Origin of the sequence: Aeromonas sp. 604282 (genome assembly GCF_049170575.1) — a bacterium.
Classification (GTDB): domain Bacteria; phylum Pseudomonadota; class Gammaproteobacteria; order Enterobacterales; family Aeromonadaceae; genus Aeromonas; species Aeromonas veronii_A.
The window spans coordinates 223,763-247,213 of record NZ_JAAKMV010000002.1 but is presented as its reverse complement, the minus strand read 5'-3'; the positions used below and the strand labels follow the sequence as shown (position 1 = coordinate 247,213).

Annotated in this window: 20 protein-coding genes; 2 read left to right on the top strand and 18 right to left on the bottom strand. The window is 59.5% G+C overall.

Translation table 11 applies throughout. The features are described 5' to 3' along the window. Positions 1-187 precede the first annotated feature (187 nt). The 6 genes from G5367_RS04165 to G5367_RS04140 form a co-directional block, all read right to left on the bottom strand. Positions 188-631 (bottom strand): hypothetical protein, encoded by a 444-nt coding sequence (locus tag G5367_RS04165; RefSeq protein ID WP_421243927.1) that lies wholly within the window; start codon positions 629-631, stop codon positions 188-190. Between the two features lie 207 nt (positions 632-838). After that, a complete protein-coding gene (locus tag G5367_RS04160) occupies positions 839-3,949 on the bottom strand; it encodes an efflux RND transporter permease subunit (RefSeq protein ID WP_421243906.1) in 3,111 nt (1,036 codons plus the stop codon). Positions 3,950-3,958: 9 nt separating this feature from the next. Beyond that, positions 3,959-5,158, bottom strand: coding sequence for an efflux RND transporter periplasmic adaptor subunit (locus tag G5367_RS04155; protein ID WP_005347258.1), 1,200 nt, complete (start codon positions 5,156-5,158; stop codon positions 3,959-3,961). Positions 5,159-5,494: 336 nt separating this feature from the next. Continuing rightward, entirely contained in the window at positions 5,495-6,301 is an 807-nt protein-coding gene (gene xthA / locus G5367_RS04150) for an exodeoxyribonuclease III (protein ID WP_216978402.1), read from the bottom strand. 115 nt (positions 6,302-6,416) lie between these two features. Next, complete coding sequence (locus G5367_RS04145) at positions 6,417-7,379, bottom strand: ion channel (RefSeq protein ID WP_201937181.1); 963 nt, start codon at positions 7,377-7,379, stop codon at positions 6,417-6,419. Positions 7,380-7,445: 66 nt separating this feature from the next. Continuing rightward, positions 7,446-9,092: a tetratricopeptide repeat protein gene (locus G5367_RS04140; RefSeq protein WP_421243905.1), complete on the bottom strand. Its 1,647-nt coding sequence runs from the start codon at positions 9,090-9,092 to the stop codon at positions 7,446-7,448. 295 nt (positions 9,093-9,387) lie between these two features. Here G5367_RS04140 and G5367_RS04135 point away from each other — a divergent pair, with 295 nt between their 5' ends. Beyond that, the gene (locus G5367_RS04135) at positions 9,388-9,813 is read left to right on the top strand and encodes an Hsp20/alpha crystallin family protein (RefSeq protein WP_103250619.1); all 426 of its coding nucleotides are present in this window, start codon (positions 9,388-9,390) and stop codon (positions 9,811-9,813) included. Between the two features lie 61 nt (positions 9,814-9,874). Here the strand turns inward: G5367_RS04135 and G5367_RS04130 are convergent, their stop codons facing one another. Further along, positions 9,875-10,930 (bottom strand): FAD:protein FMN transferase, encoded by a 1,056-nt coding sequence (locus G5367_RS04130; protein WP_421243904.1) that lies wholly within the window; start codon positions 10,928-10,930, stop codon positions 9,875-9,877. A gap of 329 nt (positions 10,931-11,259) precedes the next feature. Here G5367_RS04130 and azu point away from each other — a divergent pair, with 329 nt between their 5' ends. Next, positions 11,260-11,700 (top strand): azurin, encoded by a 441-nt coding sequence (gene azu, locus G5367_RS04125; protein ID WP_005347250.1) that lies wholly within the window; start codon positions 11,260-11,262, stop codon positions 11,698-11,700. A gap of 114 nt (positions 11,701-11,814) precedes the next feature. Here azu and G5367_RS04120 read toward each other — a convergent pair whose 3' ends face one another. From G5367_RS04120 to G5367_RS04070, 11 genes are all read right to left on the bottom strand, one after another. Next, the gene (locus G5367_RS04120) at positions 11,815-12,372 is read right to left on the bottom strand and encodes a HutD family protein (protein WP_421243903.1); all 558 of its coding nucleotides are present in this window, start codon (positions 12,370-12,372) and stop codon (positions 11,815-11,817) included. A gap of 85 nt (positions 12,373-12,457) precedes the next feature. After that, positions 12,458-13,117, bottom strand: coding sequence for a YceH family protein (locus G5367_RS04115; RefSeq protein ID WP_421243902.1), 660 nt, complete (start codon positions 13,115-13,117; stop codon positions 12,458-12,460). A gap of 138 nt (positions 13,118-13,255) precedes the next feature. Beyond that, entirely contained in the window at positions 13,256-15,394 is a 2,139-nt protein-coding gene (locus G5367_RS04110; RefSeq protein ID WP_421243901.1) for a diguanylate cyclase domain-containing protein, read from the bottom strand. Then, positions 15,391-16,503 (bottom strand): sugar ABC transporter substrate-binding protein, encoded by a 1,113-nt coding sequence (locus G5367_RS04105; RefSeq protein ID WP_421243900.1) that lies wholly within the window; start codon positions 16,501-16,503, stop codon positions 15,391-15,393. Before G5367_RS04105 ends, G5367_RS04110 begins: the two co-directional genes overlap by 4 nt. A 243-nt stretch (positions 16,504-16,746) precedes the next feature. After that, a complete protein-coding gene (locus G5367_RS04100; RefSeq protein ID WP_005337763.1) occupies positions 16,747-16,962 on the bottom strand; it encodes a YdcH family protein in 216 nt (71 codons plus the stop codon). A gap of 285 nt (positions 16,963-17,247) precedes the next feature. Then, the gene (locus G5367_RS04095) at positions 17,248-17,838 is read right to left on the bottom strand and encodes a hypothetical protein (RefSeq protein ID WP_337072798.1); all 591 of its coding nucleotides are present in this window, start codon (positions 17,836-17,838) and stop codon (positions 17,248-17,250) included. Next, the gene (locus G5367_RS04090) at positions 17,835-19,196 is read right to left on the bottom strand and encodes an MATE family efflux transporter (RefSeq protein ID WP_421243899.1); all 1,362 of its coding nucleotides are present in this window, start codon (positions 19,194-19,196) and stop codon (positions 17,835-17,837) included. The genes G5367_RS04095 and G5367_RS04090 overlap by 4 nt, the downstream gene beginning before the upstream one ends. Positions 19,197-19,317: 121 nt before the next feature. After that, positions 19,318-21,141 carry a SulP family inorganic anion transporter gene (locus G5367_RS04085; protein WP_421243898.1) on the bottom strand — a complete coding sequence of 608 codons (1,824 nt, stop codon included), beginning with the start codon at positions 21,139-21,141 and terminating at the stop codon, positions 19,318-19,320. Between the two features lie 71 nt (positions 21,142-21,212). Next, complete coding sequence (locus G5367_RS04080; protein WP_202005573.1) at positions 21,213-21,803, bottom strand: nucleotidyltransferase family protein; 591 nt, start codon at positions 21,801-21,803, stop codon at positions 21,213-21,215. Continuing rightward, positions 21,790-22,050, bottom strand: coding sequence for a GNAT family N-acetyltransferase (locus G5367_RS04075; RefSeq protein WP_005347229.1), 261 nt, complete (start codon positions 22,048-22,050; stop codon positions 21,790-21,792). The genes G5367_RS04080 and G5367_RS04075 overlap by 14 nt, the downstream gene beginning before the upstream one ends. 203 nt (positions 22,051-22,253) lie before the next feature. Beyond that, the gene (locus G5367_RS04070; RefSeq protein WP_040067905.1) at positions 22,254-23,438 is read right to left on the bottom strand and encodes an iron-containing alcohol dehydrogenase; all 1,185 of its coding nucleotides are present in this window, start codon (positions 23,436-23,438) and stop codon (positions 22,254-22,256) included. Between the last annotated feature and the right edge of the window lie 13 nt (positions 23,439-23,451).

Genomic DNA, 23,451 nt, shown 5'->3' with positions numbered 1-23,451 from the left:
TCTTTTGCAGGCCGCCGGTCGGGTGAGGTGCAAGGCATCACCCAAGGGATTGGCGGCAAACGGGGCGCAGCTGTATCAGCGCGCACGGCTCCCAGTGAGCGGGCCGGTTTGGCCGGGGCACAGGGTCAGGCAAGGCGGCAGGAGACGGGCAAGCCGAGGCTTGCCGCTGCCGCAAGAGAAGATCTTTCTAGTGGCGTAGCACCGACAGCATCAGGTGTCGGCGTGGCCAGGAGGGGGGATGGGAACCACGGGAGCGCAGGAAGGGATCCCGCAACCAGTTATCAAGCAGTGCAGTTGCGAAGTTGCTGCCAAGCAGCAGGGGGAAGATCAGCAGGACGACCAGTACCCCCAGCAGAGCCATCGCACCGAAGGAGAGGGCATTGACGCCGGTCTGCATCTGGCACTCATCACCCATGACTGACCCATCTTTTCCCTGATGGCAGGAGAAGGTCATGCCATCGCCTAGGTGATCCATGGCGGGCATCGCATGAGAGATCTCGTCATCCGCCATCACCATCGATGAATCGAACATCATCATTGGCAGGGCCCTGTTTGGGCTCGTTTCGGAGGAGAGGGGAGAACCATGCCAGCTGATGCAGAGGGTCAGATTGCACACGAGCAGCAGCGCCAGCAACAGCCGGGCCAGAGCAACGCAGGGCAATCTTGCAGCAAGCTGGATGAGTGACAAACTGGATATCCTTCTGGATCAGATGGTTGGACTGTAAACCTTGCCACAGGGATAAGGTCAAGGTTCGCTCACAGGCATCATGAGGGGGGAAGAGATAAAAAATACCCCCGCAGATGCGGGGGTAGGGGTTATCAGCGAACAGGCTCAGCCTTACTGCTTAGCTCCTTTTTCCGAGCCTCGCATGATGAGGCGGAAGAAGAGCGGGATAAAGAAGATGGCGATAAAGGTCGCGGCCAGCATGCCGCCGATGACCGGCCAGCCAAGGGCATGACGGCTCGCCGCCCCGGCCCCGCTGGAGGTGACCAGTGGCACACAGCCGAGGATAAAGGCCAGCGAGGTCATGACTATGGGACGGAAACGTAGACGCGCTGCCTCCAGTGCCGACTCGATGAGGCTCATCCCCTCTTCGTGCTTCATCACCGCGAATTCCACGATCAGGATGGCGTTCTTGGCCGCCAGCCCGACGAGCGTCACCAGCCCGATCTGGAAGTAGACGTTGTTGGTCAGACCCACCAGCCAGGTGGCCAGCAGAGCGCCGAACAGGGCGAACGGCACGGCGGTTATCACCGCAAACGGCAGGCTCCAGCGCTCATACTGGGCGGCCAGAATGAGGAAGATCATCACAATACCGAAACCGAACGCCATGCCTGCGCTACCGGCAGAGGCCTTCTCCTGATAAGCGGAACCGGTCCACTCCAGCTTGGCATCGTTGCCAAGGGTGCTGTTGGCCACCTCTTCCAGTGCTGCGATCGCCTGACCCGAGCTGTAGCCCGGTGCCGGCTGCGCCATGATCTTGGCCGCCTGGAAGATGTTGAAACGCTCTACCAGCTCGGGGCCAGTGGCATCACGGACCGTCACCAGGCTGCTGAGCGGGATCATCTCGCCTGTGTTGGAACGCACGTAGACGTTGCGGATATCGCTCTTCTTGGCGCGGTAGTCTGCTTCGGACTGCAACTGTACCCGGTAGGTTCGCCCAAACTGGTTGAAGTCGTTGACATAGACCTGACCGAAGGTGGCCTGCATGGTGTCGAACACAGCATTGATCGGCAGCCCCAGCGCCTTGGCTTTCTCGCGATCCAGGTCGAGATAGACCTGCGGCACATTGGCACGGAATGTGGATGTGACACTGGCAAACTCGGGGCGCTCCTTGGCTACGGCGAGGAAGCGCTGTACTTCGCCCGAAAACTCCTGGGCACTGCCGGACCCACGGTTTTGCAGGTAGCCTTCCAGTCCGCCGGTGGTGGACATCCCCTGGATGGGGGGCGGGTTGAAGGAGGCAACGAAGCCGTCAGCCAGCCCCATCAGGCTCATCCCCTGCAAGGTTTTGGCCAGTTCGAAAGAGTCCTGACCAGACCCCTTGCGCTCGCTCCAGTCCTTCAGGGTAATGAAGGTGAGGCCACTGTTGCTGATGATGGCATTGGAGAGGATGTCGAAGCCCGAGAAGGTGATGACATCCTTCACATTGGGATTGGCCATGGCGATCTTGTCGAACTGATCCGCCACCGCCTGAGTCCGGCTCATGGCGGCGGCATCCGGCAGCATGACAGCTGAGATGAGGTAGCCCTGATCTTCGTTTGGTACCAGCTCGCCCGGCACTTTCAGGAAGAGACCGTAGATGGAGAGGATCAGCACGGCGATGATGGCAAAGGCGACCCCCACCCGGCGGTTCAGGAAGGCAACACCCCGTACATAGCCGCGAGTCAGCTGGTCAAATTTTTCGTTGAACCAGACGAAGAAACGGGCCGGTTTGTGGTGTCCCTCTTTCAGCAACACGGCGCACAGGGCCGGCGACAGGGTCAGTGCCACCAGACCCGAGATGGCGACCGAGACCGCAACCGTGATGGCGAACTGCTTGTACATCACACCCGTCATACCACCCATAAAGGCGACCGGCAGAAACACGGCGCAGAGCACCAGCACGATGGCGACCACCGGACCTGAGACCTCCTGCATGGCGAGGATGGCAGCCTCTTTGGGCGAACATTTCTTCTCGCTCATGATCCGCTCGACGTTCTCGAGCACCACGATGGCGTCATCCACCACGATACCGATGGCGAGCACCATGCCGAACAGGGTCAGCAGGTTGATGGAGAAACCGAGCACCAGCATGCCGGCGAAGGTCCCGATGAGCGACACTGGCACCGCGATACAGGGGATCAGGGTGGCGCGGAAGTTCTGCAGGAACAGGTAGACTACCACGAACACCAGCACGATCGCCTCGAACAGGGTGTGTACCACCTCTTCGATGGAGATCTTCACAAACTCTGTGGTGTCGTAAGGGATCTGGTACTCGATATCCTGCGGAAAGCGCTCCTTGAGCCGCTCCATGGTGGTGTGCACCGCATCGGCGACTGCTACGGCGTTGGCACCGGGCTGCAGATAGGTAGCGATACCGATGGCCGGTTTGCCGTTGGCGCGGGCCACCAGATCATAATCCTTGCCCCCCAGCTCGACCCGGGCGACATCGCGGACCCGGATCTTGGAGCCATCGGGCATGGAGCGGACGATGATGTTCTGGAACTCTTTCACATCTTCAAGGCGACCCTTGGTCTGCACCGTGTAGGTGAAGTCGATGGGGGTCGAGGTGGGCTGAGCGCCGATCTTGCCTGCCGCAAACTGGGTGTTCTGCTCGCGGATGGCGCTAATCACATCGCTCGGGGTGAGTTCGAGCTGTGCCAGCCGATCCGGCCGCAGCCAGATACGCATGGCATAGTCGGTACCGCCAAACAAGGTGGTATCACCGATGCCGGGAATCCGCTTGAGCTCGTCGATGATGTTGAGCAGGGCATAGTTCGACAGATAGGTGGTATCAAACGAGCCGTTCGGCGACTGGAGGGTGACCACCTGCAGGATGGAGGTCGATTTCTTCTTGACTGTGACCCCCTGCTTTTTCACCTCTTCCGGCAACTGGGCCATGGCGGCCGAGACCCGGTTGTTGACGTTGATAGTGGCCTGATCCGGATCGGTGCCGATCTCGAAGTAGACGTTGAGGTTCATCTGGCCGTTGGAGGCCGATCCCGACTGCATATAGATCATCCGCTCGACGCCGTTGATCTGCTGCTCCAGCGGTGCGGCGACAGTCTGGGAGATCACCTCGGGGGTGGCGCCCGGATAGAAGGCTGTCACCGAGACCACCGGCGGGGTGATCTGGGGGTACTGCTCGATGGGGAGCGATCGCATTGCCGCCAATCCACCCAGCACGATAATGATGGAAATCACGCTGGCGAAGATGGGACGCTCGATAAAAAACCTGGAAAACATACGAGCTCCTTACTTGGCCGCTGAGTGGCTGACCATCTTGGCGGTGATGGCTTTCATCTCGTCGGCAGAGACAGGTTTCACCACGGCACCGGGGCGGGCCTTCATCAACCCTTCGACGATGTAACGATCACCGGCATTGAGGCCACTGTCGATCAGTACCCCCTCGGCGACCACCGGGCCCAGCTTGACCGGGCGGGGCATCACCTTGTTCTCTGCATCCACCACCATCACCATGCGGTCAGCCTGAGACTGGATGATGGCGCGGGGCGGTACCACGATGGCGTTCTTGCGCAGGCCAAGATCGATGGTCATGCGGACAAACTGGCCGGGCAGCAGCACGCCATCCTTGTTGTCGAAGATGGCACGGGCCCGGATGGTGCCGGTCTGGGGATCGACCCGGTTGTCGGAGAAGTTGAGCTTGCCCGCTTCAGGGTAGACAGAGCCATCGGCCAGACGAATATGGGTGCGCCAGGTGGTGGCATCCTTCGCCTCAATCACCCCTTTCTTTACCGAGTTTTCGAAGTTGAGGCGATCCTGCTCCGAGTAGGAGAAGTTGACATAGAGCGGATCAAACTGGGTGATGGTAGTGAGCAGGCCGTTGTCGCCGCTGGTGGAGATAAGGCTCCCCTCGGACTGGGAGCTCTTGCTCGCCATGCCGTTTATGGGGGCGGTGACCTTGGTATAGCTGAGGTTGAGCTCGGCCTCCTTCACCTTGGCCTGGGCGGCCTGGTGACTGGCGATGGCAGCCTCGTAGTTGGCAATAGTATCGTCATAGTCCTTGCGACTCACTACTTGGCGTTTGAACAGCGGGATGATGCGATCCCGATCGGCGCGGGCCTTGTTGAGGCGAGCCTGCTCCTGAGCCAGGGTCCCTTTGGCCTGCTCCAGCGCCACCTTGTAGGGCTCGGGATCGATCAGAAACAGCTCCTGGCCGGCGGTAACCGGCTGACCTTCGATGTAGGTGCGCTTGAGCAGGATGCCACTGACTCGTGATCGCACATCGATCTCGCGAAAACCGGCGGTTTCACCCACCATCTCGGTGGTGAGCGGCACATCGGTCAGCTTGACCTCTGCCACCACTACGGGGACCGGCGGCAGCGCCTGAGCTCCGGCAGTTGGTTTATCACCACAGGCGGTCAGGGCACTGGCTAGAGCCAGAGCGATCCAGCCGCGTTTTAACATCTCTTCCCTGACGGATTGCACCTTCATCATCATACTCCTGTGGGATGGTGCACGATTGCCGCGCCCACCCTTTCTCTTCATGAACATGGTTAACTGCATGGTTACAAATTTAACTTATTGGATTACTGATAGTTTTTAATGATAGAGCACGAATATTGAACCCAAGCTGCTCGACAGTGAAAGTTGTCAGAACATGACGGCAGGTTGTAGACGGGGCAGCGACAGGCGATAACAGGCCAGCAGGTATCTTTCGGCGTTGTCATGGCTGGATGCGGGGCCCAAAGGAATTATAAGAAGGAAAAAGCGAGGGAAGTGGGGGCTGGGTCACAGTGGGGGCGTCAAATGCCCCCACTATCAGGTCTGTCAGGCAAAGCAGGCCCAGATGGGGGCGTGATCTGAGGGTTTCTCGATGCCGCGCAGCTCATAATCGATGCCGGTCTCGGTCACGCTGTCCTTGAGAGCATCGGAGGCCATGATGAGGTCGATGCGCAGGCCACGGTTCTCGTCAAAGCCCTTGGAGCGGTAGTCAAACCAGGAGAATCGCTCGCACTCGGTGGGGTTGGCGGCGCGGAAGGTGTCGGTGAGACCGAACCCTTTCAGCCGCTCCATCCACTCCCGCTCGATGGGCAGGAAGGAGCACTTGCCATCCCGCAGCCAGCGCTTGCGGTTCGCTTCGCCGATACCGATGTCGAGATCGGTGGGGGAGATATTCATATCCCCGATCAGCACCAGCTGGTCGTCCGGGGTGTGGTTGGTCTCGAGATAGTGCTGCAGATCCTCGTAGAACTTCTGCTTGGCCGGGAACTTGGTCTCGTGATCCTGGCTTTCACCCTGCGGGAAGTAGCCGTTCATTACCTTGATGAGGGAGCCGTCTTCGCGCTCGAAGGTGGCCATGATCATCCGGCGCTGGGCCTCTTCGTCATCGGTGGGGAAGCCTTTCTCCACCTTGACCGGTTTCTGCTTGCTCATGATGGCGACCCCGTAGTGAGCCTTCTGGCCGTGAAACGCTACGTGATAGCCCATGGCCTCCACATCGGCCAGCGGGAAGGCCTCGTCATGGACCTTGATTTCCTGCAGGCCGATCACATCGGGCTGGTGCTTGTCGATGATGGCTTGCAACTGGTGCAGACGGGCGCGCAGGCCGTTGATATTGAAAGAGATGATCTTCATGTCCGGGATGCTCATGTCATTTTTATAAGTCGCTATTGGACTAGGAATCGGCGGTGGATGCAAGTTTGGCCGCGGGCCTGCATCAGTGGCAGGCACCGCGGTGTGGGCAGAGGTGTCAGCGGGTCATCTTTTTGACGAATACCACCACAAACAGCGCCAGTGTGAAGCTGCCGGTGAAGGCTTCAAAGGCGGCAAAGATCCTGGAAAGCCCGACCGGAGTGAAGTCGCCATAACCCAGGGTGGTGAAGGTGACCACGCTGTAGTAGAGGCACTCCAGCAGGAAGATGGCGTTCTCTTCAAGGGGCGCCTCTGGTCGATAGATAAGGTAGTTACCCGCGAAGTTGAGGCCGCAGAAGAAGTAAAAAATGCTGCAGATAAAGATGAGCAGCAGAGAGAAGAGCACCACCCTCATCGGGGCCTCGCCATAGCCGCAGAAGAGATCGACCACCCAGGAGGTAAAACGCTGGGTCGACCAGAACGGCAGTTGCAGGCGGCGCATGGTGAGCTCCTGCTGGATATAGTTGCCGGACATGGTGAAGATCCCCTGCGCCTCGGAGGCTTTGCGCAGATCCCGGTAGGTCTCTTCCGCCTCCTTGAACCAGATGCGCGCCTGTTTGGGATCCCGTTCGCGGCGCCCCTTGCGATCCTGCATCACCCGTTTGCCGGTCTGCATGTTGTCGAGCCGGGTGTTGTGCCAGCGGATGCCGAGCAGGTTGACGTCATCGAGGGTGGCGCACTGGAGGTTGGCATCACTGAGATCGGCTTTCATCAGGCTGCCGCCCTTCATGCGCAGGCCGTAGAGGTGACCACCGCGCAGGTTGGCGCGATAGAGGTTGCACTGCTCCAGCAAAAATCCCTGATCGGACTCCTTGTTGACCAGATTGAGGCCCGCCAGATTGGCCCGTGACAGCTGCAGGCCGTGGCAGAGTCCGCCAGCGCGAACGTACTGTTCAAGCGCCTCGGCGGTGTGGGCTTCCTGATGGGTATGGTGGGGATCATGCCAGTGGCAGAGATCGTGCTCGCCAGCCTCTTCACTGCAGTGGCGGCCATCGGCCACCAGATAACGACACATCGCCATCTTCGTTTCCCTCGCATTGCCGAACTGGTTTCAGCATAGGCGGGGAAAAGGGGGCACGGCGGCGTCTTAGCTGAACTGGTTGAACTCCTGGCGCAGCTTGCGAAAACGCTCCTGCTGGGCCGGGTTGAGGGGGATGCCGTCGAGTACCTCCAGGGTCTCCTTGCATTCGGCACCAAACTCCGGGCTCTTGCGGTTTTTCTGCATCAGTTGCAGCAACACCTGGATCTTGTTGAGGGCGGCACCGGTATTGGCGGGCGCGCGGCGCAGGGCCTCGCGAAAGTGACCGAGCGCCTGTTCCAGCTCGCCGCTCTGATAGGCCTTGATCCCCAGATCGTTGAGCTGCTGGTAGCGCTGACGCCGCTCCAGTACCGTCTTGTCATCCCGGGTTGCCTGAATACAGGTGGTGAGCAGCCGGTCTTCGTCCTCCGCCAGCAGGCTCTGCAGGCTCTCGGCGTACTCAAACTCGCCGAGCTGATAGAGAGCGAGGATGGTTTCGCCAAGCAGGGCGGGGGGCATGGTGGCCGGTTCGTCGAGCCAGTTCTGGTTGGCGCGATAGAGCATCTTCTTGCCCTTGAGCAGCTCGCCCAGCGCGATCTGTACCCGAGCCTGACAGATCTGCTCGAACACCGGGTAGTTGAACTCCGACATCATCAACGAATCGCGGATGCGCGACAGGGCCGAATTGACCTGCTTTTGCAGGTTGGCGATGTGGTAGCTGTCGTTGCTGTTGAGGGCGTAGAGGGTCAGGGTCTGGATATAGGCCCCCAGATAGTGGGGGGTGCGGTGAATGGAGTTGCGGGACAGGTCGATCAGCGACAGCAACACATCCTTGGCCTGGGCATAGTCGTGGCGCAGCAGGCACACCTCCGCCAGTCGGCGGGAGAGTTGCACCGACTGGGGGGAGATGTCCACCGCCCGCCTGAGCTCTTGCTGCGCCTGCTCGTCATTGCCGAGGGCGAGTTGGGATTCCGCCAGCCAGAGGTGAGCCTCCACCATCAGCGGGGTATTTTTGAGGGTCGCCTGCAGATGGCTGACCGCCTCTTCATGGAGCCCCAGAGTGTTGCACGCCTTGCCCAGCGTCAGGCGGGCCCAGCTGTTCTCCTGGCCGGCCAGCAGCTGGCGCATCAAGGCGCGAGCCTCCTGTGCTTCACCCAACTTGAGGTGGGTATCGGCCTGCAAGCAGCGGCAGTAGTTGGCAAAACGGGGCACCGCATCGGCTCGCTCGGCACAGGCGGTAATGAGAGCCTGGAAGTTGTTGTCGGCCAGGGCGGTGAATACCGGTGCCAGGGCATGACGCCGGGCGAGGGCGCGTCTGAGGCGAAACGAGAACTGCTCCTGGGAGAAGGGCTTCATCAGGTACTCGTCGGGCTCGGCCTCCAGCGCACTCAGCACCATGGCGCGGGAGCTGTCGCTGCTCACCATTATCACCACGCTCTGGGGCGGGATCAGGCTCTGGTCACGCAGACTCTCCAGCAACTGGCGGCCATTTTCGCCGACCCCCAGATCGTAATCGATGAGATAGATGTCGAAGCTGCCCTTCTGGCAGCGACGCCGTGCATCCTCGGCGGTATTGGAGTAGGTGATGTTGCTGATACCCAGATTGATCAGCATCGCCTTCATCATCACCTGAAACGAGCGCTGCTCATTGACCATCAGAATGCGTTGTGGCTTGGCAGGGCTCTTCTTTTCTGACGCGTTTTCCGGTGTCTGCATTGTTCTGGGTCGAGGCGCTACGGGTTGATGGGAGAAAGTGTGCCACCAAAGCGTGTCAAGTGGCAATCAATGTGCTTTTGTCACGCAACTTTCAGTTTCCATGTCACGCTCTGCGCCTGGTGGCCAGGGCGATGTGGTTGATCCATATCAAATAAAGCTCAGATGGGGTGGCAGCACGCGGCACACTTTTTAGACTGATAGAGGGGGCAACGACAAGCCCCGGTCACATATAGGCCCCATCAGGCAGGTATCAGGGCCTGCCTCTGTTAGTCCATGAATCACGGAGGGATCAGAGATGAGTTTGCTACCAAGCCGTACCAGTCTGTTCGATGACCTGTTTCGCGATATGGCGTCCGGCTTCTATATTCGCCCCTTGCACGGGGACCCCTTGCCGAGCCAGATCAGGCTGGATTTGAAGGAGAGTGATGGCAACTATGTGCTGCAAGCCGAGTTGCCGGGGGTTGCCAAAGAGGACATCCATGTGGATATCCATGGTAAACAGGTGACGCTGAAAGCGGAGATCCGCCAGTTTGACAGCCAGAACAAGGATGAGCGAACACTGCGCAGTGAACGCTATTTTGGCAGTGTTTCACGCACTCTGGAGTTGCCGGTCGAGGTGGCGCTGGACAAGGTCAGCGCCAGGTTCGAGAACGGTATCCTCACGTTGCAACTGCCCAAGCAGGTGGAAACGCCAGCCCCTCACCGGGTGACCATCGAATAGCCCGTGACAAGTTCATCATCAACCGTAATGAGAAGGCCCCGTTATCGGGGCCTTCTGTTTATCAGTGCTTTTCTGTCGGTTGCTTCGCCAGATAGTGGGCGAATTGGGGCGTGTACTTGGCCTTGAACCCCTGTTCGGTCTTGATGATGAGATAGACCGCCAGCTTGTGCTGTTTGGCAAATGCCATACCCGCTTCGGGCCCCATCACCATCAGCGCGGTATCGAGGGCGTCAGCCTCAAGCGCGGTCGGGGTGATCACGCTGGCGGAGACCAGCTTGTGGGTGACCGGCTGGCCGGTGGCAGGATCGATGATATGGGAGTAACGCTGGCCATCCAGCTCGTAGTAGTTGCGATAGCTGCCTGCGGTGCTGAGCGCCATACCGTTGGGGATGACGATATCGGAAAACGCTCCCGGCTGATCGGAAGGTTCGACGATGGCCACTCTCCACGGTGAACCCTTGCTGTTGTGGCCCTTGCTGCGCACTGCACCGGCCACTTCGATCAGGTAGTTGTGTACCCCCTTGCTCTCGAGCAGGGCAGCGATTTCATCCGATGCCGCCCCTTCGCCCAGAGTGGAGAGGTCGAGATAGAGAGCCGGGATCGTTTTTTCGAGCAGGAAGTGATCCCCTTGCGGGGTCAGGGTCAGCTTGTCGATGCCCACCTTGTGGCGGGCGGCGGCGATGGCCGCCTCATCGGGTCGCTTGACCGGCCGTTTGTCCGGGCCAAAGCCCCATAGATTGACCAGAGGCCCCACGGTCACATCCAGCTTGCCGTTGGTCAGTTTACCGGCATCCATCCCCTGTTGGACTATGATGGCCATGGCGGGCGGGATGGCGAACGGGATATTGGCGGGCCCCTGATTGAAACGGGAGATGAGCGAGTCGGGATCGTAGGTGGAGATCTCCTTGTTCATCCGGGCCAGCAGACTCTCTACATCGCTTTTGAGGGAGGGCTCCCCACCCGGGTAGCTATCGCTCAGGGTTACCACATAGTAGGTGCCCATGGTCTTGCCCTGAATACGGGTCAGGGCTGGCGGGGTGGGCTGGCAGCCGGTCAGCGCCAGCAGCAGGGTTAGCAGCAGGCCGCGCAGGGCCGCCACGGGGGTCATCGCAATCATCCGGCGCTCTCATCTGGAGAAGGTTCATATCGGGGCGCTAGCTTAGCCAAGGGGCGCTCGCCGGGCGAGCCCTGATAGGGGCAATCGGGGGGAAAAGAGCAGAAAAAATTAAACAGTTTTGAACCTGTTGCTGTAGCGGGTCGTATCGTCCATCCGTGATGGGAGATAGTGGCGAGTACAGCACCGTCTGGTGACCTGGCCCGCAGCTTTGGCCAAAACCCATCGCCGATTGAAAACAATTGAGTAAAATGAAGGTCGATTTAGACGGCATCTTTGCGAAGCATATACGCCACGCTGTTGCCATCCATTGCCAATCAAAGGAGAAGATGATGAAAAAGGCGATTACCCTGCTGTTTCTGAGTACTCTGGCTGCCCCGGTTCTGGCCGATGAGTGCGCACTGGTCATCGAAGGCAATGATGCCATGCAGTACAACCTCAAAGAGATGAGCGTTCCGGCCACCTGCAAGGAGGTGACGGTCACTCTGAACCATACCGGCAAGCTGCCTGTGACCGCCATGGGCCATAACTGGGTGCTGGCCAGCACCGCAGACTATCAGACTGTGGCGACGGCGGGGATGAGCGCCGGGGCCGAGAACGGCTATCTGCCCAAGGATGATCCCCGCGTGCTGGCGCATACCAAGCTGATCGGCGGTGGCGAGAGCAGCAGCGTCACCTTCAAGACCGACGGTCTGGCGGGCAAGGATCTCACCTTCTTCTGCTCCTTCCCCGGCCACTTCGCCATGATGAAGGGCGCCTTCAAGGTTAACTAAGGTGCTGACCGGCATTGAGCCGGTTGCCTCAATAGAAAAAGCCGGGATTTCCCGGCTTTTTCATATCTGTCGCTTGTTGTGGTGTGGCATGACTATACATTGCTGACTTTCGTGCTATTTGGCCTGCAGGGTAAAGAAGGCGATGGCGCTCTTCTTCTGGCATTCGAAGTGAATGCTCTCTTCACCGGTGACCACCAGCGTCTCGTTGATGGCCACCTCTTTGTCCTGCACGGTCAGCTGGCCGCTCAGCAGGTGACAGAGGTAAGTCTTCTCCGGCTCGAGGGTAAGGGTCAGCGGGAAGGGGAGGTTCAGCACCCGCACGTTGGCGCTGATGCGATCCGGATGGTAGATAAGCCCGAGATCGGTCACCTCTTTTTTCAGCAACTCGCAGTGGATCTCCTCATCGCCGCTAAAGTGCGCCGCCTCGAAGGTAGCGTAGGGGTGGCCGTTGAGTACAAAGCCTGCCCCGCTCACCGGCAGCAAAATGCGCTGGTAGCCGGGAAAGGGGGAGAAGGGACCTGCGCTTTTGATGGGGGCCGAGCTCAGTCGATAGTCAAAGTTGAGTTTGGCGAGGCTCGTCCCTTTGGGGGAGATGAGGATCTGGCTGGTGGTGCCCCGCTGGTTCTTCCAGGGCATCTTCTGGTGGTCAGACTCTTTAATCAGGGTGATCACGGGCACTTCCTCACGATAAAAAAACGCAGGGAGCCGGGGACATCAGCCCCGGCTCCCTGATAGAGATGGGCGATGGTAAGGGCGATCAGCCCTGACCATCCAGTGCAGCCAGTCGTGCTTCTATGGCGGCGAGACGGCTCTTGAGCTCGCTTACTTCCTGCTCCAGCTCGCTCAGGCGGTCGGCGGCCGGGGAGGCATAGGCAGCCGCAGGGGTGGCATCCATCATCGCCTGGATATCCACCTCACCGCTGAACAGGTGGGCGTAGCGGGATTCGCGCTTGCCCGGCTCACGTGGCAGTTTGACCACGTAAGGGCCACGTTCGATGAGGCGATTGAGTACGGCATCTACCTCGGTCACGTCATCAAAACTGCAGAGGCGATTGGTGCGCGAACGCAGCTCCCCCGGGGTTTGCGGGCCGCGCAGCAGCAACTCGCAGATGATGCCGAGTTCCTGCGCATCGAATTTCAGTTCACCAAACTCGGTGTTGCAGAATCTGTGCTGGTAGCGGGGTACCCGGGCATTGAAACCTGCCGTGTTGACTACCAGGCGTCGGCGGATCAGCTCGTCCACCACGGCGCGGATATCGAGTTCGGCCAGATCCAGTGCCGGCTCACGGTTACTCTTCTGGTTGCAAGCATTGACCAGTGCATTAAGGGAGAGGGGATATTGATCCGGGGTGCAGATCTCTTTTTCAATCAGACACCCGATGACACGGGCCTCCAGCGGGCCAAGTACTAACTCCATTTCCTACTCCCTATCAAGTCGCGATATCAAGAGCCCCTATCTTAGTCATGGTCTGCGCCGCGTCTAGCGTTGCGCACCATTTTTGCGAGCTAATCAGGGGGTTGGCGAAAGGCTCGCCAACGCCGGAGGTCACCGCTTTTAGCGTTGCCCCTGATAGAAGCGGGCTTTGTCGGCATACATGGCGTCGTCCGCCACCCGGCTCAGCTCTGCCAACGGGGTCTGGTCGCTACTGCTCCAGCCGATGGCGAAACGCAGCGGGAATCTGTGCTCCCCATGTTGCACGATGGCGTGCTGCTGGCTTGCCTCCAGTCTGCCTGCCAGCTGTTGGCAGGCAAGGTGATCCGCCTCCGCCAGTAGCACGAATTCGTCTCCTCCCATTCTGAATATGCTCTCATTCTGTCGGCACAGCGTGCGCAGTAGTCGTGCCATCTGGATCAGCAGGGCGTCGCCCGCCTCGTGCCCATACTGGTCGTTGGTGCGTTTGAGGCCGTTAAGGTCGAGCATGAAGAGCGCGAGGTGACGTTCCGGATGGCGCGCCAGCACCGTCTGATAGTGATGAAACGCCTCTTCGAACGCCTGTCGGTTGGGGAGGCCGGTGAGGTTATCAGTGCGAGCGACCCGCGCCAGCTCGTCGGTGAAGAGGCGCCCCTCGATGCCTACCGCCAGCTGTTTGGCAAACAACCGCAAGATGGCCCTGTCTTCGGACTCCAGCCCCTCGGCGCTCACCATGAGATAACCAAACAGCACACCACTCTGGCTGCCGGGTAGGGTCATGATCTTCCAGGAGGCATTATCCCACTGGCATTCGGAGTGTTTAACCTCCTCATCCATCAGTTGGGTCAGTTTCTCCTGCAGGGGATCACGCAAGGGGGCATCGACCCCCTGGGTCAGGGAGTAGTGGGGCTCGCCATCGCGGCGGATCACCAGCCCCCAGCGGTGGCCGGGATAGAGCTGGGAGAGCTGCAACAGGGCGGAGCTGGCCAGCTCGGCAATATCGATATCCAGCTGCTGGTGCAGACCGAACTGCAACCATGATTGCAGGATATGGCGGCTGCGCTCCTCCCGGCTCAGGGCCGAGCGCAGGGCGGTCGTTTGCGAGGCGACCTCTTGCTCCAGTTCATCGTTGAAGCCGAGCAGCCGCTGATTGAAGGCCTCTTTCTCGCTGTTGGCCTGCTGCAGCTGTTCATTCTGTTGATAGAGCGCTCTTACCTGGGCAGAGATGGTATAGGCCATCTCCTGCAGCAGCCGACGCACCTCATCGTATTCCACAAAGCGCAGCGGTGCTTGCTGTTGCTGGTAGTTGCCCTTGCCGTAACTGCGCACCAGGGCTGCCAGCGAGCGCAGCGGTCGGGTGAGCCAGCGGGTAAGCCAGATACAGCCGATGGCCACCAGCAGCAACATGACGGCGATGCTGACGGTCAACAACTGCTGAGATTTGTTTAGCTCGCTCACCCTGTCATCGCTGTAGCTGAAGAGGGTGATGGTTGGGGTGATGGTCTCTTCCAGTTGTGGCCAGCCGATGGTCAAGAGCTGTGCCATCTGGCTGGGTACCCGGTCGTTCATATCTTTGGTGTTGTTGTGTGAGCCTTCGTAGAGACGGGTATCTCCTTGTGAAATCACCAGATACTCGCTCCCCTTCAGATAGGGTTCCAGCAGTTGGGCCATCTGCCTCCAGGGGAGGATGGCCATCACAAAGCCCGCAGGGGTCTGCATCACCCCGGCCCGCTGATGATTGCGATAGATGGGGGCCACCAGCGCCAACCCGCCACTGCGATCCTGTTCCATATCGCCGATCAGCAAGGGATCATCCACAGGCATCAGCAAATGCTTGCCCTGTTTGGCTTCCCGAGTCTCGCTCCATGCCATCAGCTGTGGCATCAGGTTACTCGATTCAAGGTAAGAGGCTCGGCCGTTGATGTACTCTACTACCCGACCCTGATCATCGATCAGGTAGGCTGAGGTCAGCAGACTGTTGGACTTGATAAAGGCCGCCAGCGCCAGGCGGGCATGACTGGAGAAGAGAAAATTCTCGAGTGCCTGATTAAGCACCCGATCGTTGCTGAGTTGTTGAAGCTGGGTTCCGATCAATTCGCTGCGAAAGCGTGCCTCACGGGTCATGCTGGTGAGGGCTCGCTCCAGTTGGGATTGTTCGCTCTGGGCAATGATCTGGTGTTGACGAGCCAGCAATATGCTGCTTACCAGCAGCGCTGGCAGCAGGGCTGCGGTGAACAGTATGACGATGAGCGTAGGACCGAGACGAAAGGTGCGGTGGCTCATTTTGACTTGACCTGCTGGTATTGCTGATCGGCCAGTTGCTGCATATAGCGAGCTGCTTCAGCGGCACTGCTTCCCTCCTTGAAACGCTCGAACCCCTTGTCCATCGCCTGCCAGGCAATGGACATGGCGCTCTCTGAAGGCATGGGTGTACTGAGGGTGAACTGTTCCAGCAGCACCTTTTCGTGCAGGGCGGGGTATTGGTTGATGGCGGAAAAAGTCCGCTGGTTGATTGGTAACAGCGAACCCTGTCGATAGATCAATTGCTGAATATCGTCCCGCTGGATAAAGGCCATCAGGGCTTTGATGACGGTCTGACGTTCTTCATCTGCCATTGCCCAACGAGATACACTCAGGACGTAGGCGCCGCTCATGGAGTGCATCGGGCGATCTTCCCAGTGAGGCAGCATGGCAACCCCAAGCTGTTCTCCCATGTTTTTCACCAGGTCATTGAAGGCCCAGTCCCCGTTGACAAGATAGGCACTCTTGCCGTCGTTGAAATTGGCGAGAGCGGTATCATAATCGCACTCGGGATCGCCCCACTTCTCTCTGGCGACCGTACGGTACGCTTCCAGTGCCTGAATCATGGCCGGCGTGTCGAGTGTGATGCGCCCTTCGGTCACTGGCGAGCCACCAAAAGTGAGCAGAAATGCTGCAAAGTAGTACATGTCGTGGTAGGGCCAGCTGACGGGCTGGATCCCCTTGGCCTTGAGGGCCGGAGTGATGGCTGCCAGTTGCTGCCATTGGGTCACCGGTGTTGAGACCAGCGCCTTATTGTAAAACAGCATCAGATGGTTGCCCTGCATCATGGGCATGCCCCAGCGTTGCTGATCCAGGGTGACATATTGCAGAGCACTGCTCATCAGTGCAGATGAGAACCATCCGGTTGGCAGGGGGGAGAGGGACATCTGTCGGTAGAGGCCGATAAAGTCGGACGGGATCAGCATCAAGTCGGGCAGCCCCCTGGCTTGCGCAGCCAGCAGGATGTCTGCCTTGATCTTGCCGGGTTCGATCTGGGTGACGTGAACCTTGTGATTGCCTTCCTGATTGAATCGCGTGATCACGTCGTCGATCACATATCCGGCCTGCTGGGAGTGCCACAATTCCAGCACTGGCTCCTGGGCTCGCAGTGGCTGGAGGCCAGATAAGATGCAAAGCAGTAAAAGATGATAAAAAACGCGATTTATGGTCATGTTACCATCACATCTGTGCCTTGAATCCAAAATGAAAAATGTAACAAACAACCGCTACTGTCGGTAGTGTGGCGGATCAACTAATTGACTAAAACAATAAAAAGCCCGGCGCTTGGGCCGGGCTGAGGGATAAATTGCTTATCCGGATTATCTTCGAGGCATCTATTGTGGATGTTGTTTGAGGATGTCGTATATCTCCTCTTTCAGTTTGAGTTTCTGTTTTTTCAGATCCCTCACCTCGGCGCTATAGTCGCTGGCGTGATGTTTTTCCAGCTTTCTAATCTCCGCATCCAGGTCGTTGTGCAAGTCAAACTTCTTCTGGAAATGGACATCACTGCTCTTCAGTTTCGAGATAAGTTCTCTGTACTCTGGGAACATGTAATGGAGCCTCCTTGGTTTCGTTTGATTGTGCCTTAGAGACCAAACTACCCCTTACCCCCCCAGATAAATGTGATCCGGATCCAATTCGGCAACAATGGTTTGCTGCATAAAGAATGTGGTTTTTAACTTGTTGAATCAAAAGCAGATAAGATATTCATTAGTCAGAGGGAGAGGGATAAACTGGAATCCTGATCACAGTTGTGACGGCGGGATGATGGTCGCGAGCCGGTAAACGGCAGCAAAAAAGGGGCATAGCGCCCCTTCATATAACCGGTATGGCATTTACTCTTTTTTCTTTTTCTTCTCGGGCAGCGGCTTGCCGTCGCGGTGGATCACCTTGCCCGCTTCAAAGCCAATCTGGGCGGCCAGCTCCTCCAGATCCGCCGACTTGGCCTGATCCCCGATGGCGTATCGATAGTTGGCGATGGAGAGCTTGTCTGCCACCGGCGTGCCCGGGACAATGGGCTCGCGCCAGCCCTGGCCGATGTGAGCCACCAGGGTGCCATTCATCAGCAGCTCGCCAACAATCTCCTGGGTCGGGTTGCCCTTGCCGTAGGTGAGACCCTGAGCGTGCTTCTTGCCGACCAGTGGTTCGTTGCTGGCCGGGATCAGCTTGGTGCGGATCAGCCACTTGGGCTTTTTGGTGTTGCCCACCGCCTTGCCGGTTTGGTACTCGTTGATCTTGATGGTCTTGATCATCTGGGCCATGAAGTCCTTGGTCAGCGCCTTCTGGGCGTCGCTGGTTTCATCGATGGCGATGGGGGCCACATACCAGGTCTGGGTGGCTTGAGCCTTGGGAGCGGCAGGGGCAGTTTGCGCCATGGCCAGGGGGCTGAGCAGGATGGCAGCCAGCAAGAGTCCTATCTTCTTCATTGTGATTCCGCTTTTGTTTCAACAAGAATTTTGTTTTGCCAGCGACGACTGCGCCAGCGCCAGAACATGGCCAGACCGCGCACCCACTCGTCGCAGGCCAGCGCCAGCCAGATACCGACCAGTCCATAACCCTGCATGATACCGAGGAAATAGGAGAGTGGCACGGCAATTCCCCACATGGAGAGCAACGCCATGTAGAGGGGGAAACGGGCATCCCCGGTGGCCCGCAGGGCGTTGATCACCACCAGATTGAAGGTGCGGCCGGGTTCGAGGATAAGGCTGATAAGAAACAGTTGCGCCACCTGGGTGATGATGTCGGCATCATCGGTAAAGAGGCTGATGATGGTACGGCCATTGAGGGCAGCCGCCACGGCGATGACGCAGGTGACTGCCAACCCCAGCTTGAGGCTCTTGAGCAGCTGTTGATAGGCGCGATCGAACTGCCTGGCACCTGCCAGATGACCGATGATGATCTCGTTGCCAAGGCCGATAGAGAGGCCAAACAGCAGGATAAACAGGCAGATCTGGAAGAAGTAGGATTGGGTCGCCAGCGCCTTGTCACCCAGCAGTCCGACAAAGGCTGTCACCACCATAAACTGCAGCATCCAGGAGAGATTCTCTCCTGCCGCCGGCAGGCCGATATGGAGCACCTTGCCCAGCATCTCCCGGCTGGGGTGGACGATATCGCGCACCACCAGGCGAATGCCGGTTTTGCGGGCTACCAGCCACACCAGCAGCACCACGCCCACCAGTCGGCCCGCGACCGTGCTGATGGCAACGCCTGCGACCCCCAGCTGGGGCAGACCGAACCAGCCGTAGAGCAGCAGCAGGTTGCCGACGAAGGTGATGAGGTTGACGATGAGGGTCACATACATCGCCTGACGGGTGTGGCCGTGAGCGCGCAGGGTGGCTGCCAGACAGAGGGCTGCCGCTTCCGGCAACAGGCAGAGACCGATGATCTGCAAGTAAAGCGTCCCGTCGCTCATCAGGTTGGCAGGCAAGTTCATCAGCGCCAACATGGTGCTGGCCCCCGCCATCACGCCAATGGCCGCTACCAGACCGATCAGCAGGTTGAAGCCGATGGCGGTGTGGATCACCACCCGACTTTTCTCCCGATCGCCAGCCCCCAGATACTGGGTGATCACCACGCTGGTACCGATACTGACGAAGCTGAACAATGTGATGGCGAGATCGAACACCTGATTGCCGACCGCCAGCGCCGCCACTCCCTGATAGGAGACGTGACCCACCATGAAGGTATTGAGGGCGCCGGTCAGAAAGTGCAGGGCGAGATCGATAAAGAGCGGCCAGGTCAGCGTAAAGAGGGTGCCCGGGCCGGCGTGGGATTGAGATTGCATGGCATGTCCAACAGCTGGGAGGGCACGGGGGAGTGCCCTCTGGGGGCGCATTTAACACCAAGGCCAAGGCCGGTGCAATCCTTGTGCAGGATTGCACCGGCCAGGGGAGCAGGCCAAGGGATCAGGCAGGTGTGGCGCCCGCCTCCTGTTCGCTTGGCAGGGTGAGGCGAGCCGAGTCGGGCAGGGCATCATCCTGCGGCCAATTCGAGCGGATGGCATCTGTGGTACTCTCCACCACCGCATCATCCTTGAACACCGGCTCGCGGTAGCAGCGGGTCAGGCGCAGCGCCTGATACATGTCGGGGCAGAGGATGATCCCTTCATCGCCCACCCGCACGCCCGCCTGCTTTAGCCAGTGAGTCATCTGGCCGTGGCGACCCGCCATTACCATATGGATACCGCGCCGTTTCAGCTCTTTGTGCAGCTCTCCCACCATGCTCATCACGCTGATGTCCTGATGGGTGAAGCAGGCAACCGCATCGATCACCAGACACTTGGGGGCTCGGGGATCCTGCACCAGCAGGGCCAGCACCCGCCGCTTGAAATAGGGGGCATTGAAGTAGGTGAGCGGCGAGTTGAAGCGATAGACCAGAATACCCGGGATCGCCTTGGCCTGTTCGTTGTCCCCCAGGGTACGTACTACCCCCTCGTCATCCATGCCAAGCAGCTGGTCGGTGGGGCGCATCACATTGCGCAGGAACTGGAACAGCCCCAGCAGCACGGCAAGGGTGATCCCCGGGATCACCCCCATGGTGAGCACGCTGATAAAGGTGACCAGCGCCAGCCAGAAGGCGGAGCGATCGGAGTGGCGCAGGGCCCAGAGGCCGCGAAAATCGGTGAGCGACAGGGAAGCCATCACCAGCACCACCCCGAGGGCGGCGGTGGGAATGTATTTGAGCGGTGCCGTCAGATAGAAGGTGATGAAAGCGATCACCGCCGCGGCGATGATGGAGACCAGCTGACTCTTGCCGCCGTTAGCATCGTTGACCGCGGTGCGCGAATCCGCTCCGCTGATGGCAAAGCCTTGGGAGACCGCGGAGGCGAGGTTGGCCATGCCCAGCGCCCGGAACTCCTTGTCTGCGTCTATCTCGTAACCGTTTTTGGCGGCAAAGCTGCGGGCGGTCAGCATCATGGAGACGAAGCTCACCATGGCGAGGTTAAGGGCGGGCAGCACCAGCTCCCGCATCAGGCCGGGGGGAAATTCCGGCATCTGGAAGGCGGGCAGGCCGGAACCCACCGCCCCCAGGGTGGCGATATCAAACTGGCCGAGATTAAAGCCCCACACCAGCGCAGCGGTCACCACCATGGCCACCATGGAGGAGGGCCATGCCGGTTTGTAGCGCTTGGCCAGCAGCAGGGTGAGCAGGGCTACCAGACTCATGGCCAGGGTCGGCAGATGGGTCTGGGTAATATAGGTGGCGCCGCTGGCGATCCGCTCGATGAGGTAACGTTCGCTGAAAGTGAAGCCGAAGATTTTGGAGAGCTGGCCCACCATGATGGTGATGGCCACACCATTGAGCAGCCCCATCAGGATCGGGCGGGAGAGAAAGTCCGCTAGCACCCCCAGCTTGAAGCGGCTGGCAATCAGGCACCAGAAGCCGGTCATGGCGGTCATGGTCATCACCAGTTGCCAGTGACGGGTGGGGTCGCCTGCGGCCAGCGGCGTTACCACGGCGGCGATGACCGCACAGGTGGCGGCATCAGGGCCGACGATCAGCTGGCGGGAGGTGCCAAACAGGGCATAGACCAGCATGGGCAGGATGCAGGAGTAGAGGCCGACGATGGCACCCACCCCGGCAAGCTCGGCATAGGCGATGGCGACGGGCAGCGCCACTGCCGCCACCGAGAGTCCGGCGCGAAGATCTGGCATCAACCAGGCGCGCTGGTAATGCAGCAGGGCGGCGAGGCCCGGTAGCCAGCGTTCGAGAGAGAAGAAGTCGCGCATTATTTAACCCATTGAGTTACAACCAGCTTTTCCCCTAGTGTGCCCAAGGTTATCGAAAGATTGCAATCAGGTTATGGCCAGTTTACCTGAAGGTCAGGCCAGATAGCCTGCCAGCGTTTCTCCTTGATGCGCTGGGTAAAAATCTGTTTGTCCTGACGACATTTGGGGTTGGCACTCACTTGCAGCGACCAGTTGATGGCAAAGCCGTAGGGGGCAAGCCACTCGAACTCGCCATCCCGGGTGAGGCGTACGCCGATGCAGGTGGGCACCTCGACCCAATGGCTGAGCGCCTCAAGGCTGCTGGCAAACGGCGCTACCAGCTGGCGAGTATGCATGCGGGCCTGATTGCGCACCTCCCACTGCTGGCCGGGCAGGCGTTTGGCGAGCCAAGCTTCGTGCTCCGCTTCGGCCAGCCCTTGCGGATCGGTTTTATCGAGATAGATAAGGTCGATATCGTTGAGCGGGGTGGGCACCGCCTTGTGGTGAAGGTGATCCCAGATGAGGTTGCGGATAAAACCGGCCCCCAGCGCCCAGTCGGGCAGATTGAGCTCGGCCGCGGCTTGCAGGCAGGCCATCCGCTGCGGATCGGCCCGCAGCAGGGCTTCTGTTTTGGCTTGGAATTGCTGTTCGAGGACGGTGTTCAGAGGTTCAGTTGTTGGCATTGCGGCGTAACCAGACATCAATGTAGCGACAGCTCGGCACTATAGTGAGCCCCTCCGCCTGAGTCCAGTTGAAGAAGGCGCGCGCCAGCTGATCGGCAATCCCCTGCACCCGCAGCTCGGGGGGGACGAAAGTACTGTAGGCGTCGATGGTCTTGGCATCGAGGCGCCGGTAGCGCAGTCTCGACTCTTTCCCCTCAACCATACAGATAAACTGTTGCTGGTTGGCCTGATGAATAATCTCGCTCATGGTGGGCACCTCTGGCATCAAGATGGTGTTGTTGGCACAAGATAGCGGTTAGCCAAGGTATAGAACAGATAATGAGAGCCCGTGGTCAATATCATCCCCCTTTGACAGAGGGCGCATCGATATCGCGATGTAGATCAAGGTGCCCGATGGTGAGTCGGGCACCGCGTTAGTGTCAGCACAAGATTATTGGCAAAGGGGAGGGATCAGACCCAGGCTCGCTCCAGCAGGGTGAGTAACTGCTCACGGTCGGCGTCCTTGCGATTGAACAGCAGGGCACCGTCGTTGACCGCCAGATCGCGGATCTCGGTCAGTAGCGAGCGATCGCTTACCCCAGCCTCGCTCATGGTGCGCGGCAGCTTGACCGCTTGCCACAAGGTGTCGCGCAGGGTGCGAATAGCTGTGATGGTCGCCTCCGCCCGCTGATGGGCCGGGGTGGCAGCAAAGCGCTCTGCCCCCACCAGCGGCAACAGCAGCCGGGCCAGCTCGCTATCCACCTCGGGGCGGTTGTAGTCGAGCACGGTGGGCAAAAAGAGGTTCATGCACAGCCCGTGGGGCAGATGGCAGCGGGCTCCCAGACTGTGGCCGAGGGCGTGCACCAGCCCCACCATGGAGTTGGAAAAAGCCATGCCAGCCAGCGTTGAGCCTTCCGCCAGTTGCAGTCGCAGCTGTTTGTTTTGCGGGTCGTGGATGATTTGCGGCAGGGCGCTGGCGATCTTCTCCACTGCCATCAGGGCCAGCGCATCGCTCACCGGGTTCTTGGCGGTACCGATAAAGGCCTCGATGGCGTGGGTCATGGCGTCCATGGCGGTGGCGGCGGTGATATTGAGGGGTAGCCCCTGGGTCAGGCGCGGGTCGAGCACCGCCAGCTGGGGCAGCAGGAAGGGTGAGGTGAAAGGCACCTTGCGCCCGCTCGCCTCATCCTTGATCACTGCAACCAGCGTCACCTCTGATCCTGTGCCCGCCGTGGTGGGCACCACCGCCAGCGGCTTGAGGGGACGGGTCAGACAGCCGGCGCCCGAGTAGTCGAGCAGGTGTTCACCCCCCATGGAAGTGAGAATGTTAACTGCCTTGGCGGTGTCGATGACCGAACCGCCCCCCAGCGCCACCAGACTGTCGCAGTCGAGTTCGCGATAGCGTTTGGCGATCCGCTCCACCACGGCGGTGGAAGAGTCGGCCGGGATCTCGTCCCAGATGGCGGCGACCGGCAGCTCCCCCTCGGCCAGCACATTGGCCAGCAGGGTGGCAAGACCGGTGGCATTGACCCCCTTGTCGGTCAGCAGCAGGGGGCGACGGGCCCCGAGGCTGGCCAGCTCGCTGGCCAGTTGCTCCAGCGCCTGTTCACCGGCCAGCAGTTTGACCGGGCAGAAGAAATCGTAATAGCGGCTCATTTAAAGGCTCCTT